16 protein-coding genes are annotated in these 17,595 nt (G+C 52.8%); 3 read left to right on the top strand and 13 right to left on the bottom strand.

The window, feature by feature from the left end; genetic code table 11:
- Nucleotides 1–97: 97 nt before the first annotated feature.
- Nucleotides 98–1,969 carry a translational GTPase TypA gene (gene typA / locus HMPREF3168_RS03750; RefSeq protein ID WP_050952236.1) on the bottom strand — a complete coding sequence of 624 codons (1,872 nt, stop codon included), beginning with the start codon at nt 1,967–1,969 and terminating at the stop codon, nt 98–100.
- A 223-nt stretch (nt 1,970–2,192) separates the two neighbouring features.
- On the opposite strand from typA, the gene def reads away from it, so the two are divergent.
- The 3 genes from def to rnjA all read left to right on the top strand — a co-directional run bounded on the left by def (nt 2,193) and on the right by rnjA (nt 4,828).
- Nucleotides 2,193–2,747: a peptide deformylase gene (gene def / locus HMPREF3168_RS03745; RefSeq protein WP_002879096.1), complete on the top strand. Its 555-nt coding sequence runs from the start codon at nt 2,193–2,195 to the stop codon at nt 2,745–2,747.
- A 178-nt stretch (nt 2,748–2,925) separates the two neighbouring features.
- Complete coding sequence (locus HMPREF3168_RS03740; protein WP_003617492.1) at nt 2,926–3,159, top strand: DNA-dependent RNA polymerase subunit epsilon; 234 nt, start codon at nt 2,926–2,928, stop codon at nt 3,157–3,159.
- Nucleotides 3,149–4,828: a ribonuclease J1 gene (gene rnjA, locus HMPREF3168_RS03735; protein WP_003611393.1), complete on the top strand. Its 1,680-nt coding sequence runs from the start codon at nt 3,149–3,151 to the stop codon at nt 4,826–4,828. Before HMPREF3168_RS03740 ends, rnjA begins: the two co-directional genes overlap by 11 nt.
- Before the next feature lie 40 nt (nt 4,829–4,868).
- On the opposite strand, the gene HMPREF3168_RS03730 is transcribed toward rnjA, so the two are convergent.
- The 12 genes from HMPREF3168_RS03730 to ileS all read right to left on the bottom strand — a co-directional run bounded on the left by HMPREF3168_RS03730 (nt 4,869) and on the right by ileS (nt 17,411).
- Nucleotides 4,869–6,218: an FAD-dependent oxidoreductase gene (locus HMPREF3168_RS03730; RefSeq protein WP_003611409.1), complete on the bottom strand. Its 1,350-nt coding sequence runs from the start codon at nt 6,216–6,218 to the stop codon at nt 4,869–4,871.
- 168 nt (nt 6,219–6,386) lie between these two features.
- Nucleotides 6,387–8,777, bottom strand: coding sequence for an SF1B family DNA helicase RecD2 (locus tag HMPREF3168_RS03725; RefSeq protein ID WP_004560534.1), 2,391 nt, complete (start codon nt 8,775–8,777; stop codon nt 6,387–6,389).
- 13 nt (nt 8,778–8,790) lie between these two features.
- Nucleotides 8,791–9,444 carry a tetratricopeptide repeat protein gene (locus HMPREF3168_RS03720; protein ID WP_070488515.1) on the bottom strand — a complete coding sequence of 218 codons (654 nt, stop codon included), beginning with the start codon at nt 9,442–9,444 and terminating at the stop codon, nt 8,791–8,793.
- Nucleotides 9,444–10,103 (bottom strand): histidine phosphatase family protein, encoded by a 660-nt coding sequence (locus HMPREF3168_RS03715; protein ID WP_070488512.1) that lies wholly within the window; start codon nt 10,101–10,103, stop codon nt 9,444–9,446. The genes HMPREF3168_RS03720 and HMPREF3168_RS03715 overlap by 1 nt, the downstream gene beginning before the upstream one ends.
- A 99-nt stretch (nt 10,104–10,202) precedes the next feature.
- Complete coding sequence (mnmA, locus tag HMPREF3168_RS03710) at nt 10,203–11,330, bottom strand: tRNA 2-thiouridine(34) synthase MnmA (RefSeq protein ID WP_004560498.1); 1,128 nt, start codon at nt 11,328–11,330, stop codon at nt 10,203–10,205.
- A gap of 4 nt (nt 11,331–11,334) precedes the next feature.
- Nucleotides 11,335–11,676, bottom strand: coding sequence for a DUF1831 domain-containing protein (locus HMPREF3168_RS03705; RefSeq protein WP_003617482.1), 342 nt, complete (start codon nt 11,674–11,676; stop codon nt 11,335–11,337).
- 54 nt (nt 11,677–11,730) lie between these two features.
- Nucleotides 11,731–12,894 (bottom strand): cysteine desulfurase family protein, encoded by a 1,164-nt coding sequence (locus tag HMPREF3168_RS03700; RefSeq protein ID WP_003611403.1) that lies wholly within the window; start codon nt 12,892–12,894, stop codon nt 11,731–11,733.
- A complete protein-coding gene (locus tag HMPREF3168_RS03695; RefSeq protein WP_003617480.1) occupies nt 12,894–13,592 on the bottom strand; it encodes a 5'-methylthioadenosine/adenosylhomocysteine nucleosidase in 699 nt (232 codons plus the stop codon). The genes HMPREF3168_RS03700 and HMPREF3168_RS03695 overlap by 1 nt, the downstream gene beginning before the upstream one ends.
- A 19-nt stretch (nt 13,593–13,611) precedes the next feature.
- On the bottom strand, nt 13,612–13,830 hold the full coding sequence (locus HMPREF3168_RS03690; RefSeq protein ID WP_003617478.1) for a hypothetical protein: 219 nt from the start codon (nt 13,828–13,830) through the stop codon (nt 13,612–13,614).
- A 3-nt stretch (nt 13,831–13,833) separates the two neighbouring features.
- Nucleotides 13,834–14,391: an NUDIX hydrolase gene (locus HMPREF3168_RS03685; RefSeq protein WP_002879120.1), complete on the bottom strand. Its 558-nt coding sequence runs from the start codon at nt 14,389–14,391 to the stop codon at nt 13,834–13,836.
- 15 nt (nt 14,392–14,406) lie between these two features.
- A complete protein-coding gene (locus tag HMPREF3168_RS03680) occupies nt 14,407–14,616 on the bottom strand; it encodes a cold-shock protein (protein WP_002879123.1) in 210 nt (69 codons plus the stop codon).
- Nucleotides 14,616–17,411, bottom strand: a complete 2,796-nt coding sequence (ileS, locus tag HMPREF3168_RS03675) for an isoleucine--tRNA ligase (protein WP_070488509.1) — start codon at nt 17,409–17,411, stop codon at nt 14,616–14,618. The genes HMPREF3168_RS03680 and ileS overlap by 1 nt, the downstream gene beginning before the upstream one ends.
- Nucleotides 17,412–17,595 lie beyond the last annotated feature (184 nt).

The raw sequence follows: 17,595 nt of genomic DNA, 5'->3' as shown, positions 1-17,595 counted from the left end.
GTTTTTCCCCTTCTAAAAATAATCGTCGCTTTTCATTATAAAACAAAAAAGCCCCTCCTCCTATAAATAGGGGGAGAGACTTACCAAAAACTAACAATTAGTTGGTCTTGGCCTTCTTCTTGTCAAACTTTTGCCGTTCTGAAGTGTTCAAGATCTTCTTCCGCAGGCGCAGGCTTTCTGGAGTTACTTCACAGTATTCGTCATCGTTCAAGAATTCGATTGATTCTTCCAAAGTCAAAGTCTTTGGCGTTCTGATGGCCGCAGCGTGGTCCTTACCGGAAGCACGGGTGTTGGTTAGGTTCTTGCCCTTGGTTACGTTAACAGCGATGTCACGGTCACGGGAAGATACACCAACGATCATCCCTTCGTAAACTTGCACGCCGGCACCGATGAAGAGCTGGCCGCGTTGTTCAACTGACTGCAGGGAGTAAGTAGTTGACTGCCCCTGGTTGATGGAAACCAAAGCACCGTTGCGCCGGCCTGGGTTCCAGTTCTTAACGACTGGCTTGTATTCGCTGAAAGTGTGGTTCATGATCCCGTAACCACCAGTTGCGGACATGAATTCGTTGTTGTAGCCGATCAAGCCACGGGAAGGAACTGAGAATTCCAACCGGGTCTGGCCGTTGCCCTTGGAAACCATGTTCTGCATTTCACCCTTGCGTTGGGACAAGCCGTCGATAACTGAGCCGACATATTCGTCCGGCACGTCAACTTGGACAGCTTCATATGGTTCGCACATTTGCCCGTCAACTTCCCGGTAGATAACCTTTGGCCGGGACAGTTGCAGTTCGAAGCCTTCCCGGCGCATTTCTTCAACCAGGATGGACAAGTGCAGTTCCCCACGGCCTGAAACAGTCCAGGCGTTTAATTGGTCAGTTGGTTCAACCTTCAGGGAAACGTCAGTCCGGGTTTGCCGCAAAAGCCGTTCTTCCAGCTTGGCTGGAGTAACCTGGCTGCCTTCCCGGCCAGCAAATGGTGAGTCGTTGGCCACGAAGTCCATTTGCAGAGTCGGCGGGTCAATCCGCAGAATTGGCAAGGCTTCTGGGTTTTCCTTGGAAGCAATGGTTTCACCGACGAAGATGTCGTTGATCCCACTGATGGCGATAATGTCGCCTGCCTTGGCTTCCTTGATTTCGTTTCTCTTCAAACCGAAGTAACCAAAAAGCTTGGTCACGCGGAAGTTTTGCTTGGAGCCGTCAAGCTTCATGACAGTAACTTCGTCGCCAACCTTGATCTTGCCCCGGTAAACGCGGCCGACGCCGATCCGGCCAACGTAGTCGTCCCAATCAAGCATGGTGATTTGGAACTGCAAAGGTTCGTCTTCGTTGTCAAGCGGAGCCGGAATGGCCTTGATGACCGTGTCGAAAACCGGGTCCATGGTTTCTTCCTGGTCAGCCGGGTCGTCTGAGTAGCTGGAAGTACCGTTCAAGGCAGAAGCGTAAACAACTGGGAATTCAAGTTGTTCGTCGTTGGCGCCAAGTTCGATGAAGAGTTCCAGAACTTCATCCAGAACTTCAGCTGGACGGGAACCAGGACGGTCGATCTTGTTCACGACAACAACTGGCTTAACGCCGGCTTCCAGGGCCTTTTGCAAAACAAAGCGGGTCTGCGGCATTGGGCCTTCGTAAGCGTCGACCAGAAGCAGGACACCGTCAACCATGTGCATGATCCGTTCAACTTCCCCACCGAAGTCGGCGTGGCCTGGGGTGTCCAGGATGTTGATGGTCGTGCCCTTGTAGCTGACCGCGGTGTTCTTTGACAGAATCGTGATCCCACGTTCACGTTCAATGGCGTTGGAGTCCATTGCCCGGTCTTCCAGGTTCATGTGTTCTGGTAAAGTGTCTGACTGCTTAAGCAGCTGGTTAACCAGGGTAGTCTTACCGTGGTCGACGTGCGCGATGATCGCGATGTTTCTGATGTTTTCTCTTCTCTTTTGATCTGCCAAAAATGTTTCCTCCCCGTTCCTCATAAAAAGAACTGTGACAAAAGCACAGTTCCCTTTAGCCTTAGATAGCAGGCTGGCCGAAGTAATATTTATTATATTTTTTTACAATCATCTATTGTACAACCACTCTTGGGCCTGGTCAACAAATTTGCTTTAGTTTACATAAGCTTTTCAGAGAATGTTTAACCATAGCAGGCCTTTTTGTGGTAAAAATATATTAGCGATTATTTTAAAAGGAGAACCCACATTGATCTTAATGAAAGATATTGTCCGCGACGGAGATCCCGTTTTGCGGCAAGTTGCGCAAAAATTGACTTTTCCCTTGTCAGACCACTACCGCAAGCTGGCCGATGACATGATGGAATACCTGGTAAACTCACAAGATCCAAAGATTGCCGCCAAGCACCAGCTCCGCGCCGGGGTCGGTCTGGCTGCCCCGCAGGTTGGTGAGGGCGTGTCTATGGCTGCCCTGCTTGTGCCAGACGACAAGGGTGAAATCATCTTTAAGGAAGTTTACGTTAACCCGGAAATCATCTCTGAATCTGTCCGCAAGACCTGCCTGGGCGAAGGCGAAGGTTGCCTGAGCGTTGACAAGGTCATCGACGGCTACGTTCCGCGGCCAAACAAGGTTACGGTTCACTACTGGACCGTTGACGGCGAGGAAAAGACCATCCGCCTCAAGGGCTACCCAGCCATCGTCTCCGGCCACGAAATCGACCACTTGAACGGCCACCTCTTCTACGACCGGATCAACAAGGAAAACCCATTTGCCCTGGATGAAGACACCATCGTCATCTACTAGGCTCAATAGTCCAAGCCAGCCCGCTTCGTCCTGGCTTGGGCTTTTTTGCCTCCTTAGATCAAGTATGTTTCTATACTTGCTTTTCTAATTATGCTAAACTTTACTTAGCTATTGAGTATTTTTGGCAAAATTTCTCAAACAGAGATCAAATTACAATTAAACAATAAGGAGATTTTTTATGATCTACAAAGTTTTATATCAAAAGGACAAGATCGTTAACCCACGCAGAGAAACGACCCAGACTCTCTACATGGAAGCCGACAACGTTGTCCAAGCCAGAGCCCTCGTTGAACAAAACACCCCCTACAACATCGAGCTCATCCAAGAATTAACCGGCAACTCCTTGAAGTACGAACAAGAACACGCTGACTTCAAGCTGACTGCCTTTGGCCAAACTAACAGTGAAGATTAAGCAAAACGAAGTAGCCGTTTTCGCGATCGGGGGATTACACGAAATCGGCCGTAACATGTACTGTGTCCAGTACCAAGACGAAATCGTCATCATGGACTGCGGCATCAAGTTCCCGGAAGATGATCTGCTGGGGATCAACTATGTTATCTCCGACTACTCTTACCTGGTCAAGAACCGGGAGAAGATCAAGGCCCTGGTTGTCAGCCACGGCCACGAAGACCACATCGGCGGGATTCCCTTCCTGCTGGAAAAGATTCCGGAAATTCCAGTCTACGCCACGCCTTTTGCCCTGGCCTTGATCAAGAGCAAGTGTGAAGAACACGGGATCCTGGACCGGACCGAGCTGCATGAAGAGCACGAAGACACGGTTTTGACTTTTGACAAGCTGAAGGTGACCTTCTTCAGAACCACCCACTCAATCCCCGACACTTTGGGGATTGCCGTCCACACTCCGCTGGGCGCGGTCGTCTTTACTGGCGACTTTAAGTTCGACTTGACCCCGGTCATGAACCAGCCGGCCCCTAACTTCCAGAGAATGGCCCAGCTGGGCGAAGAAGGCGTTTTGGCCCTCTTGAGTGACTCAACCAACGCCGAAGTGCCGCAGTTTACCAAGTCTGAACGCTTCGTTGCCGGCTCTTTGCACAACATCATCACCGGCATTGAAGGGCGGATCATCTTTGCCACTTTCGCTTCCAACCTTTACCGGGTGTCAACCGCCATTCAAGCCGCGATCGACACCGGCCGCAAGGTGGCGATTTTTGGCCGGAGCATGGAGAACGGGATCCAAAACGGGATCGACCTGGGCTATCTGAATGTGCCGGAAGGCTTGATTGTCGATGCTGAAGCAATCAACTCCCTGCCGCCGGAAAAGGTCATGCTCCTCTGTACCGGTTCCCAGGGTGAACCCCTGGCTGCCCTCTCCCGGATTGCCAACGGCACCCACCGGCAGATCAAGTTGAAGCCGCATGACACTGTGATCTTCTCTTCCAACCCGATTCCAGGCAACACCCTGAGCGTTAACCAGCTGATCAACAAGCTGATGGAAGGCGGGGCCAAAGTGGTCCACGGCCGGGTCAACAATGTCCACACTTCCGGCCACGGCGGCCAGGAAGAACTGAAGCTGATGGTCGAACTGACCAAGCCGAAGTACATGATCCCGGTGCACGGTGAATACCGGATGCAGGTTGTCCACGCCCACCTGGCCCAGCAAGCAGGCGTGCCGGCAGAGAACACCTTCGTCTTGAAGAACGGTGAAGTGGTCTGCTTCAGCCCTGAAGGGGCCAGAATCGCCGGCGACATCCACGTCAAGGACGTCTTCGTCGACACTTCCGGTGCTGCTGATGTCGGCAACATCGTGGTCCGCGACCGGCAGATCCTGTCTGAAGAGGGGCTGGTAGTAGCCGTAGCCACGGTTGACTACAAGCACAAGCAGGTTTTGGCAGGCCCTGACATCCTCAGCCGGGGCTTTGTCTACATGCGTGAATCCCAGGACTTGATCAACGCGGCCCAGAAGCACGTCTACCATGTCTTGAAGACGGAAATGGCCAAGAGCGACAAGCCTAAGGACAGCGAAATCCGCAAGGCGATCATCGAGAACCTGCAGGACTTCCTATACTCCCGGACTGAAAGACGGCCAATGATTCTGCCAATGCTGGTCGAAAAGAAATAAAGCTTGATAGCAAAAAAGAACTCCTTCCGGAGTTCTTTTTTTATTGCTTGAAGAGGTCATTAAAGGCCTCGCTCATGGTCGGGTGGGTGTAGATCTGGTCACGCAGGAAGCTGTAAGGCAGCTTGGCCTTCATGGCCAGGGCGATCTGGTTGATCAGTTCATGGGATTCCAGGCCATACAGGCTGGCCCCCAGGATCTGCCCGCTTGCCGGGTCAACCAGGGCCTTGAACAAGCCCCGGCTGTCCTTGGCGACTTTGGCCTTGGGAATGGCGGCAACTGGCAGCTTGAAGAGCTGGTAGTCAAGCCCAGCCTTTTGGGCGGCTTTTTCATTAAGGCCAACAGCTGACAGAGGCGGGGTGATGAAGACGCTGGTCGGCAGGATTTGCCGGTCACTGACTCTTCGCTTGTCTTCGCCAAAAAGCTGGTCCTTGACAATTCTGAAGTCATCCAGGGAGACATAGGTAAATTGCGGTCCGCCCTTGACATCGCCCAGGGCCCAGACCTGGTCAGCACTTGTTCTTAAGCGATCATCAACCTTGATATTGCCCCGGTCGTCAGTTTCAATCCCGGCTGCTGGCAAATTAAGATCAGCCGTGTTGGCCCGCCGGCCGGCAGCGACCAAGACTTTGTCAGCAGCAGCCGTCAATTTTTCTTCGCCTAATTTGTAGTCAATTACGACCTGGTCAGCTTCGTCGCTGACTTTTTCAACATCTGCGCCTAAGATGAATTTAACCCCGGCTCTTTCCAGGTCAGCCTTGACGGCGGCTTTAATATCGTCATCTTCTCTTGGCAAAAATTCCGGGCTATGGTCCAAAACAGTCACCTGGCTGCCATAATTGGCAAACATGCCTGCAAATTCCAGGCCGATGTAGCCGGCCCCCAGGATCAAGAGCTCTTTTGGCAGGCTGGTCAAGTCCATGGCCTGGGTGGAATCCAGCCGCTTCTTGCTCTCTTTTAAACCAGGAACAGGCGGCAAGACCGGGCTAGCCCCGGTGTTGATGAAGATCCGGTCGCTCTTAAAAATCTGCTTGCCAGCCGGCCCCGTGACTTCGATTTCTTTTTCGCCAATAAAGCGGGCCTGTCCGTCAAGGACAGTCACCGTCTCTTCTTGCGCCAACATCTGGTAGTTTTTCTCCCGCAACTGGGCCGTCATCTCATTTTTGCCAGCGACTGCTTCCGAAAAATCGCTACCGGCTGCCCCTTCCAAAATCAGGCGCTTGGACGGCAGGCAGGCGATGTTGATGCAGGTGCCCCCGTACATTTTGGCTGACTTTTCCACCAGGAGGACTTCTTCGCCCTGCTGGCCCAGGAACTTGGCCAGGGTCTTGCCCCCCTTGCCAAAACCGATGATGATGTTTTTGACTGTCTTCTTTGTTTCTTTTTCTGTCATTTTTTACCAAACTTTCTCAAAGGTTAACTAACTTTTTGTAAGTTGCTTTTAGTATACCCCATTGCCTTCCTTTTGTCAGCACTTTACTTACAAAAAGTAACTTTCTTAATTTTGGGGTGAAAAAGAAAGACCAAGCTAAGTGGTCTTTCTGTCAAAAACTTTATTAAGTTAGGCTCCTGGCCCCTTGGTCCGGACGATTTCCGCCAGTTTCTTGCATCCCTGAACCAGGTCCTCCATACCAACCATGGGGGAAATCTCCGACCGGCTGATCCGGGCCCCGGTCAAGATGTAGTCTTCGGCTTTTTCTCCTTTATCCAGAGTATTCTCTGTAGAGTCACTACTCTCTTGCTTACTTTGTTCTTCTGGCTTAAAGCGGTCCTTCAAGAGCCAGACCAGGTTGGTCCGCCGCTCATTGCCCTTGACCCGCATGGCCTGGGCAAAAGCCTGCTCTTCTCCAACCATGACCAGCTTCTGGGAAGCCCGGGTGATGGCCGTATACAAAAGATTGCGCTTGAGCATGATATAGTTCTGCATAGTTAAGCAGAGAATGACCAAAGGAAATTCTGACCCCTGGGACTTGTGGATGGTGATGGCATAAGCCCGGGTCAGGTTATTCAAGTCTGCCTGCGTGTAAGCCACTTCTTTGCCGTCAAAATTGACCAAAAGCTTGACTTCGTCATCCTCGTCTTCCATCATTTCCGGATCAACGGCCACGACCTTTCCAATCTCGCCGTTGTAGATCCCCCGCTCTGGGTCATTTTGCAGCTGCAGGACCCTGTCATGCAGGCGGAAGTTCTCACCATGGGCCTCAACTGCTTTATCATTGCCCTTTTCCGGGTTGATCACCCGCTGGAGGGTGTCATTCAGACTGTTGATCCCCCCGTCGCCCCGGTACATGGCCCCCAGAACCTGGATGTCGTCAGCCGCAAAGCCACTCTTTAAGGCTGCCTGGGTGATCTGCTCGACGGCGCTAGGCACGGCATGGGGCCGGCAAGGAATAAAGGAGTAGCTGGCCGTCTTTTGCAAGAGAACAGCCGGGTTGGCTCCTTCGTTGACCGCGTGGGCCAGGGGAATGATCGTTGAATCATCCTTTTGCCGGTGGACCACCTGCAACTGGCAGGTCGGAATGAAGTCCGCCTCGATCAAGTCAGCGAAAACCTTCCCCGCCCCGACGGATGGCAATTGGTCCTTGTCACCGACAAAGACCAGGTGGTGAACATTGCTGATGGCGCTGAGCAGCTTTTCAAAGAGGTAGATGTCGACCATGGACATTTCGTCGACGATCAAGATCTCCCCTTCCAAATCATTCAGCTCCATTTCCTCGCTGTTGTCGATCCCCAGACCCAAGAGGCGGTGGATGGTCTTGGCCGGATAGCCGGTGACTTCCCCCATCCGCTTGGCTGCCCGGCCGGTTGGCGCGGCCAGGAGAATCGCTTCTTCAGCTTCTTCTTCGTCCATGTCGACCAGGTCCTTTAAGACCAGCAAGATCCCGTCAATGATGGTCGTCTTCCCGCTCCCGGGTCCCCCAGTCAAGATGGAGACCGGACTGGTTACCGCGTTTTTGATGGCCTGCTTTTGCTCAGGGTCATAGCTGATCCCCAGCTTCCTTTCGGCCCGCTTGATGGCCTGGTCCAAGTCCTTTTCCCGGTAGTCCGCTTCCTTGCCCTTGGCTAAAAGGTCTTCCAGGTCGGTCACGATCTCGCTTTCCACTTGAAATGGGGCCAGCAGGCTGGCCCGGCCTTTTCCCACGACGACCTTCTTCTTGTCCTGCAGGTCGTTAACTGCTTCTGCCAGGCGGTCAAAATTTATATTTGTCAGTTCCTTGGCGGCTGGCAAAAGTTCTTCCAGTTCCAGGTAGGTTTCCCCCTCCATGGTCAAGGCCTGGAGCAAAACCGCCAGGATACTGCCATCAGCCCGCTCCAGACTGTCAAGGGCAATTCCAAAGCTAATTCCCAAGTGGTCGGCCTGCTTGAAGGAATAGCCGGTCACTTCGCCTAAAGGCAGGTAGGGATCGGCCTGCAGCTTTTTCAAGGTCTGGTCATGGTACTTCTGGTAAAGGCGGCCGGCCACCTTGCGGGGAATCCCGTAACTGGCCAAAGTCATAGCCAGGTCGTCAAAGGAATCCATCTGGGCCAGGCCGGACAAGAGGCTGTCTTTTTGCTTTTGGGAAAGATCCAGCTTGGCGATCAAGGCTGGATCAGCCTGCAAGCTCTTTAAGCCCCCGCTGCCCAGCTGGTCAACGATTTTTTCCGCCGTCTTGGGCCCGATGCCAGGGAACTTCTCAGAAGACAGGTACTTGACCACCCCGCCAGTCTCTTTCGGCAGGGCCGGCTGGCAGCCCGTCGCTTGAAACTGCAAGCCGTACTTGGGGTGGGTGACCAAGTCACCGGTAAAGTTGTATTCCTGGCCAAGCTCCAGGTCCCCGAAGGTCCCCGTCACCTTGATTTCATCATCGTCATAGCCGGCCAGAGGCTGACTTACGGCGACCAGCAAGATCTTGTACATATTTTGCGCGTTTTCATAAATAACGCTCTTTACTTCACCGCTAAACTCGGTCATTTCCCGCTCCTTATTATTCTTTCCCAGCCCCTGCCTTTCCCTGGCTCAGCAGCTTCAGCAGGGACTCATACTGGTCTTTGGCTTTTTGGTAATATTTGGGATCCTGCTTTTTGGACTTGGCAAAAAATTCTTCCGCCTGCTCCCGGTCCTGGCTGAAATAAGTGAGGCCCAGCAAAAAGTTCAGCTTGCTGCTTCTCTGCCCTTCAGCAATTTCCAGGTAGCTGGCCCGGGCTGCTTCCAGCTCTCCTAAAGCCAGCCAGATGTCCCCGATGAGCTCTTTTACCCGGTCGTCACTTTCTTTGATCGACAGGGCATAAGCCAGGGCCTTCTGGCTCTGGCCCAGCTTGAGGTAGACCAGGGCCTTTTGGTACATGTTCATGTCATCATCCGGAATCTGGGCCAAGCGGGCCAGGGCCTGATCAAAATCGCCCAGGGCGTAGTCACAAACCGCCAGGTCATAGACCAAGGCCTGGGGATCTTCTGCGATCCCCCGGGCCTTGGTCAAGAGCTCCCGGGCTTGCTCAGCGCTGCCCTGGTCCAGGAGGTAAGTGGCCAGCTGCAGGTAGTTGGCAGTTTCCCGGGGATTATGGTCGATTTTCTCAATCAAGGCATGAATCGCCTGGTCGACTTTTCCTTCTTCATAAAGCTGATTGATCTTCTGATCCATTACAAACCATCCGTTTCTGACATCTTGTGCTCTAAAGGAGTAACGTCTGACCACTTGACCAGCTTGAAGGCAGGGCCCTTTTCCTGGCTTGCCAAGACTGAAACGCTGGTATTGTAGATAACCCCGTTTTGTCTGAGATTGGCCAGGTCATAGCCTAAAAGCGCCCCCATGATGGCTGATAGAACTGCCCCGTGGCTGACCACCAGGACCTTGTCGCTGTCTTTGGGGTATTTTTTGGCCATTTCCCGGCCAAAATCCAGCCCCCTGGCCATGGCATGCTCATAGCTTTCCCCCTCTACGACAGTATTGTCGTATTTGTCCGGGTGATGCCAAAAATTATCGATTTCCTGGGGATAGAGCTTTTCCGCCTCAGCGTACTTCATTCCTTCCAGCTTGCCCAGGTTCATTTCCCGCAAACGTTCATCGATGTGCAAGGGCAGGCGGATCCCGGCCGCGCCAATCAGCCCTTGGGCAGTCATTCTCGCCCGGTCCAGGGGACTGGCGTAAACCGCCTTAAAATGCTTCCCTTGTAAATAACGTCCCAGCTTCTCAATGTCGGCCAAACTTTCCGGCAATAATTTTGAATCGCCTTGCCCGCCCTGGAAACGCTGCTCCAGGTTCCACTGTGTCTTGCCATGTCTTACAAAATATATTTCCATGATTTTTATCGCCTCTCGTAACTATCGCTATTTATTATAGCAAAAGACGGCCCCGCTAAACACGAACAAGGCCAAGTCCGCCGGGACTTGGCCTTGCCGTTAAACTAATTGCAGCTTTTTGTCATCCTTGAAGGCAGCGTCAATGTTTCCGCCGCCCAGGCATTCCTCGCCATTATATAAAACCAAAGCCTGGCCCGGGGTAACTGCCCGGGCTGGCTCGTCAAAGTAGACATCAGCAGTCTTGCTGGCTGCGTGGTACTTGACCGTAACGCCAACATCGCACTGCCGGTAGCGGAACTTGGCGGTTGCCTTGAATTCCGTGTCCTCCTCAGGGTTGCCGGTAAAGAAAGTCATGCCGGAAGCCTGCAGGCGGTCAGCGTAAAGGCGGGGGCTGTCATAGCCCTGCTCCACGATCAGCTGGTTCTTTTCCAGGTCCTTGCCCACGACAAACCAGGGAGCGGTTGACTCCTTGGTTGAACCGAGGCCCAGGCCCTGCCGCTGACCGATCGTATAGTACATGAGGCCGGCATGCTGACCGACAACCTTCCCGTCCGGGGTTACCATGTCCCCGCCTTGGGCTGGCAGGAATTCGCTGAGGAAGTGCTTGAAGTTTCTTTCCCCAATGAAGCAGATGCCAGTTGAGTCCTTCTTCTTGGCGTTGACCAGGCCGGCTTCTTCGGCAATCCGCCGCACTTCCGGCTTGGTCAGGTCTTGCAGGGGGAACATGACCCGCTTGATCTGCTCTTGGGTCAATTGACTTAGGAAGTAAGTCTGGTCCTTGTTGCCGTCCTTTGGCCGCATCATGTGGGTTACCCCGTTTTCATCGACCATAGTCTTGGCATAGTGGCCCATGGCCAGGTAGTCCGCGTCCAGGTCCAGGGCATATTCCAGGAAGGACTTGAACTTGATTTCGGTGTTGCACATGATGTCGGGGTTAGGCGTGCGCCCAGCCTTGTATTCCTTCAAAAAGTACTGGAAGACCCGCTCCCAGTATTCTTTTTCGAAGTTGATCGAATAGTAAGGGATGCCGATCTTGTCGGCTACCTTTTTGACGTCTTCGTAGTCTTCAGTTGCCGTGCAGACACCATCATCATTGGTGTCGTCCCAGTTCTTCATAAAAACGCCGACGACGTCGTAGCCCTGCTGCTTGAGCAAGAGGGCCGAAACTGAGGAGTCAACCCCGCCGCTCATGCCGACAACGACTCTGATCTTGCTATTGTCAACCATTAAATCAGTCCTTCACTTCGCTTAAAATCTTCCGCTCCTCCAGGTCCTTCAAGATGTAGTCCAAAAGTTCAACCGTCGGAGCCAGCTGCTTGTTTTTAAAAATGTTTACCTTCTTCAGGCCGCTTGGATCCGTAACGACCATAGTCAAGCTGGTCAAGTCGCTCTTGATGGTCATCTTCAGCTTGGTCGTCGCGTTGTAAGGCGATTCGTTGTAAAGCGGGTGCTCATAGACAAAGTTGCCCCGGGGGGTCTTCTGGAAGCCGGCGTCAATCAACGCATACAGCTTCACGTCTGGGTTAAGCATAAACTTCCGCTTGTCGCCATTGATCATCACAGTATTAGCCATAAAGTAAAACCTCGCTTATTAATTGTAAGTACATTCCCTTGAAAAAGCAACTATTTAGTCTTCCCGCTTCCGGTCTTGCAGCTTGCGGGCCACCTTCACCAGGGCAGCCGCGAAAGCTTTCACTTCTTCAACCGTGTTGTAGCGGCCAAAAGAAATCCTGATCGATTCGCTGACCTTTGGTGAATCCTGGCCAAACATGGCCGTCAAAACGTGGGACGGGGTCAGGCTGCCGGCCGTGCAGGCCGACCCGCCTGAAACAGCGAAGCCAGCCAGGTCCAGGTTGGCCAAAAGGACATAAGTGGACAAACCGTTTAAACGGAGATTCAAGACATGGTGCGAAACCAGACCGGTCAAGGGGCTGTTGACCTCATAGGCCACCCCGCTCTCATCCAGCCGGCTCAAGATGATCTTCTGGAAATCAGTGTATTTGGCCTGCAGGTCAGCCTTGCTTTCTGCTTGAACTTCCGCTACAGCCTGGCCAAAGCCGGCAATCCCCGGCACGTTTTCCGTACCAGCCCGCCGCTTCAGTTCCTGGTCGCCGCCGTAAATCCGGTTTGGCAGACGGATCCCGTCTCTTTCATACAGGAAGCCCAGGAATTTCGGCCCGTTGATCTTGTGGGCTGAAGTCGACATAAAGTCGATTCCCATTTCTTCCACGTCCAGGTCAATGTTGCCCAGGCCCTGGACAGCGTCAACATGGAAGAAGGCCTGGCTGTCTTTGACGATTTGGCCGATATCCTTGAGGGGGTTGATGCTGCCGACTTCGTTGTTGACAGCCATGACTGAGACCAGAATCGTGTCTGGTCTGATGGCCTCACGGAGCTGGTCAAGGGAAATATGTCCGTCTCTGTCCACGTCCAGGTAGGTCACCTCATAGCCCAGCTCTTCCAGGCGCTGCATGGACTTTAAAACTGATTCATGTTCGATCTTGGTCGTAATCAAGTGCCGGCCAACTGCTTTTTGCATTTCCGCCACGCCAAAAATTACCGTATTGTTGCTTTCAGAACCGCCGGAGGTAAAAATAATCTCCTGGTCTTTGGCATTGATTGCCTGGGCGATGGTGTGCCGGGCCGTTTCCACGCTGTTGCGGGCCTTCCGGCCCAGGGTGTGGGTGCTGGAGGCATTGCCGAAGTCATTGGCCATTTCATCCGTGATCACGTCAATGACGGTCGGTGACATGGGCGTGGTTGCCGCGTTGTCAAGATATACCTGCTTCATTAAAAATCATTCTCCCTTAAGTATTCCACGATCAGTTCTGCCGCCTGGGCGCCGACCTTTCTGACAAAGGCTGCAAAGTCGTTGTCAGCATCTTCATCCCCATTGTCGGAGATGGCCCGCAAGGCGATCAGCGGAACGTTAAAGTGGTAGGCCACTTGGGCAAAGGCTGCCCCCTCCATTTCCACGCACAGGGCGGTTGGGAAATTGCCCAGAATTTCGTCTTTTTGTGCCTGGGAGGAGATGAAGGAATCCCCGGTCACGACCAAGCCTTCCTTGTAGGCCACGCCCTTTTTGCCCAGAAAGTCCTTGAACTTGTCTCTTTCCGCGCAGTCCAGCTTAAAGCGGGCCGGTTCCTGCGGGATCTGTCCTTCGACATAGTTGCCCGCTGAAGTGTTGTGGGCATCGTGGTAGGCGAATTCGCTTGGTAAAACCAGGTCCATCCGCTGAACTTCTTTTTGCAAGGACCCTGCCGACCCGGTCATGATGACCAGGTCGATCTTTTCCTTGGCCAGGAGGCTGGTCAGGTTCATGGCCGCCTGGACCTTGCCGATCCCGGTCAAGCCCAGGTAAAGATCGTTGCCGGCAACGGAAAAATGTTCGAATTCCGTTGAACCGAACATTTCTTTTTTACCTGAGGAAAAGTATTGATGATAAAATTCAGCTTCTTCAGCCATTGGAACAACGATTGCAATTTTCATCGGTAATCCTCAATTCAGTTTAAAATTTCAATAAAATCACCCAAACCAGGATGATCAAGAGGCACACGACCAGGATAGCAAAATTCAGCCTTTTTTTCAGCCTTTCTGCCTTTAAGGTCTTCTGGTCCTGGTCCTGCTTAAAAGCAGGAAAAGCAGCTGAATCAGCTGCTTCCTGTCTATTTGCCTTTTCTGCTTGCTCTGCCTGGCGGCGGCGGTAATCAGAACGTTTTTCTGTCATAGTCTAACCTTCTGAGCCGGTCAGCAGCATGTTTTCCCATACGGAAATAGCATAAATGGTCTTTGCGTCGACAATTTTGCCCTCTGTCAACAGGTTCTTTAACTCTTCAAGGCTGTACCATTCTGCCGTCAAAAATTCATCCTCGTCCAGGTCCAGTTTGTTAGCCACTGGGCTGAGCGTGTCACAGTAGAAAAGGTGCAGCTTTTCATTGGAAAATCCCGGTGAAGTGTAGAATTCGGCAACCTTTTCCCAGTATTCGGCTTTCAGGCCGCCTTCTTCATTTAACTCCCGCTTCATTGCATCCAAGGGACTCACGTCGCTAGCATCAATCATTCCAGCTGGAATTTCGAGAGTCAGTTGCTTGATCGCTTCCCGCCATTGCGTAACCAGGAGCATCTTCTTTTCATCGTTGATGCAGATGGCCGCGGCAGCAGGCCGGTGGTCGACCAGCTCTCTGGAGGCGGTTTTCCCGTTTGGCAGCATCACGGTTTCAACATGCAGGTTGATGAAGCCGCCGTGGAAAGCCTCCTTCGTTGAAATTTCAGTTTCCTTTAAATCCATATGTCATTCCTTTGCTTAGTCTTTGGCCAAGTAAACGTTGATGCACTGCAGTCCGTGTTTACCCTGGGCAAGCTGGTATCTCACCCGCTGGCCGACTTCAAGCCTCTTATAGCCCTCCTCCTTGATGGCAGTATAAAAGACAAAATATAATTTGTGATTTTGGTCGTCTTCGATAAAGCCGAAACTTGCTTTTTCGGCAAATTGTTTTACAAGTCCGGTCCGCATTAGTCTTCCAGGCCTTCTTCAAGTATTTCCGGGTGGTCGCCGGCCACGATAGATGCGCAGCGGCCGCACAGTTGCGGCAAACGGCTGTCAGCGCCCAGGTCAGTCCGGTACATCCGGCAGCGTGGGCAGACTTCGCCTTCGGCCCGGCGGACAAGTACGCTGGACTGGTCAAATTGCTTGGCTTCAGCCGGTACTTCCCCTTGGCCCATGACCAGGTTGGACACGATCAAGATTTCCCGGAAGTCTTCCCCAGCCAGCTTGTCCAAGGCAGCCTTGGCTGCTTCGCCTGGGTAAACCGTTACGCTGGCTTCAAAGGACTTCCCGATCAGTTTTTGGTCCCGGGCTTCTTCCAGAGCCTTCAAAACATCGTCGCGGAGCTTCATGAATTCGCCCCAGCTTTCCTTCAAGTCGTCAGCGTCAGCGTAGTCTTCGATTTCAGGGAAGTTGGACAGGTAGACGTCTTCTTCCTTTTCCTTCAAGTAGCCCCAAACTTCGCCCATGGTGTGCGGCAAAATTGGTGCCAGGATCTTGGCCAGCTTGACAGCGGCATCGTAGATCACCGTCTGCATTGACCGGCGGGCGTGGCTGTCCTTGCCTTCGATGTAAAGGACATCCTTGGCAAAGTCCAGGTAGAAGGCGGACAGGTCGTTGGTGATGAACTTGAAGACCAGCTTGTAGACGTCAGCGAAGTCATACTTGTCGTAGTTAACAATGCTTTCGGCAACTAAGTCGTTAAGCTTGACTTCCAGGTACTGGTCGATCTTGCGCAGGTCCTTGTAAGCTACCCGGTCCTTTTCCGGATCAAAGTCAACCGTGTTGGCCAGCATGTAGCGGAAGGTGTTTCTGATCTTCCGGTAGCCTTCTGAAACCTGGCGCAGGATGTCCATTGACACGCCGACGTCGCCGGAAGCGTCAACGGAAGCAACCCAGAGGCGGATGATTTCGGCCCCCATTTGCTTGATGACATCGTTAGGAGCGATCGTGTTGCCCAATGACTTGGACATCTTCCGCCCTTGCCCGTCCAAAGTAAAGCCTTGAGACAGGACTGACTTGTAAGGAGCTACCCCGTTGGTAGCCACGCTGGTGATCAAACTGGAGTTGAACCAGCCCCGGTATTGGTCACTGCCTTCCACGTACATGGAAGTCGGGTAGTGAACGTCTCTGCCCAGAGCCTGGACCCCGCTCCAGGATGACCCGGAGTCAAACCAAACGTCCAGGATGTCAGTTTCCTTGGTGAACTTGCCATTTGGTGAGTGTTCTGAAGTAAAGCCTTCTGGCAAAAGTTCTTCAACCGGGTGGGTGAACCAGGCGTTGGAGCCTTCCTTGGCAAAGAGGTCAGCCACGTGTTCGATGGTTTCATGCGTCACGATGGCGGTGCCGTCTTCAGCGTAGAAGATTGGCAAAGGCACGCCCCAGGCACGTTGGCGGGAAATTACCCAGTCGCCCCGGTCCTTGATCATGTTGTAAAGGCGGGTCTTGCCCCAGGCCGGGTAGAAGGTGGTCTTTTCAATCTGGTCCAGGATCTGGTCTCTGAACTTGGAGATTGAGGCAAACCATTGCGTGGTTGCCCGGTAGACTACCGGCTTCTTGGTCCGCCAGTCGTGAGCGGCGGAGTGGACAAAGGTGCTGTAGTGCAAAAGGTTGCCGGCAGCCGCCAGCTTGTCCTTGACGATTTCGTTGGTGTCAGTGTAGAACTTGCCCACCAGGTCCGGGTCAGGGATTTCTTCAGTGAAGCAGCCCTTGTTGTCCATTGGGGACAAAACGTCAAAGCCGTAGCGCATGGCAGTGTTGTAGTCGTCTTCACCAAAGCCGGAAGCGGTGTGGACCAGGCCGGTACCATCATCGTCAGTAACGTAGACAGCTTCCATCAAAAGGCTGTCGCGGCCTTCGATGTAAGGGTGCTTGGCCACCATGTATTCCATGTCCGTCCCCTTAAGGTGCTGAACAGTTTTGTAGCTGTCCCAGCCCAAGATTTCAGCTACAGCGCTCAAGCGGTCAGTACCGACAACGTAGCGACGGTCGCCAACTTCAACAACTGAGTAGTCAAACTTCGGGTTAACGGCAATCCCTTGGTTGGAAGGAATAGTCCATGGAGTGGTCGTCCAGATCAGGAAGTAGGTGTTTTCTTCACTCAGCTTGCCCTTGCCGTCCTTGACCGGGAAGGAAATGTAAATTGATGGTGATTCCACGTCGTGGTATTCGACTTCGGCTTCCGCCAAAGTTGATTCACTGGACCAGGACCAGTAAACCGGCTTCTTGCCTTGGTAGATGTAGCCATTTTCGTACATCTTGCCGAAGACCCGGATTTCTGCGGCTTCAAATTCCGGCAAAAGGGTGATGTAAGGGTGGTCCCAGTCGCCCATAACGCCCAGGCGCTTGAAGTCGGTCCGCTGCTTTTCAACCTGCTCCATGGCAAACTTCCGGCACAATTCCCGGTAAGCAGCCCGGTCCATGGTCTTGCGGTCAACGCCCTGCTTGGTCAATTGCTGCTCAATTGGCAGGCCGTGGGTATCCCAGCCCGGAACGTAAGGAGCGTAGTAGCCTTCCATGTTCTTGCTCCGGACGATGATGTCCTTGGTGATCTTGTTCAAGGCGTGGCCCATGTGAATGTTGCCGTTGGCAAATGGAGGTCCGTCGTGAAGGTCAAATCTTTCATGGCCTTCGTTAAGCTTCAAGCGTCTTTCATAAAACTTCTGGTCTTCCCAATTCTTTTCCCATTCTGCTTCCCGCTTGGGCAGGTTGCCCCGCATTGGGAACTTGGTCTTGCCCAGGTTCAGCGTATCCTTAACTCGCATATAAAAAATCCTTTCGCTAAAATAAAAAGCCTCATCCTAAAATAGGACGAGACTATCGTGGTACCACCTAAATTGAGCCCCGAAGGGCCCCACTCCTGCCGGCTTATCGTGCCGGCCCCCCGCTCAGACCAATCGGCAGCTGATCGCTCGCCGGCTTGTGTTAATCTTCCACCATCATTAACTC

It is taken from the genome of Lactobacillus sp. HMSC08B12, from assembly GCF_001808415.1.
GTDB lineage: Bacteria > Bacillota > Bacilli > Lactobacillales > Lactobacillaceae > Lactobacillus > Lactobacillus delbrueckii.
Note: the sequence above shows the minus strand (reverse complement) of the source record. Positions and strands in the feature narration are given on the sequence as shown.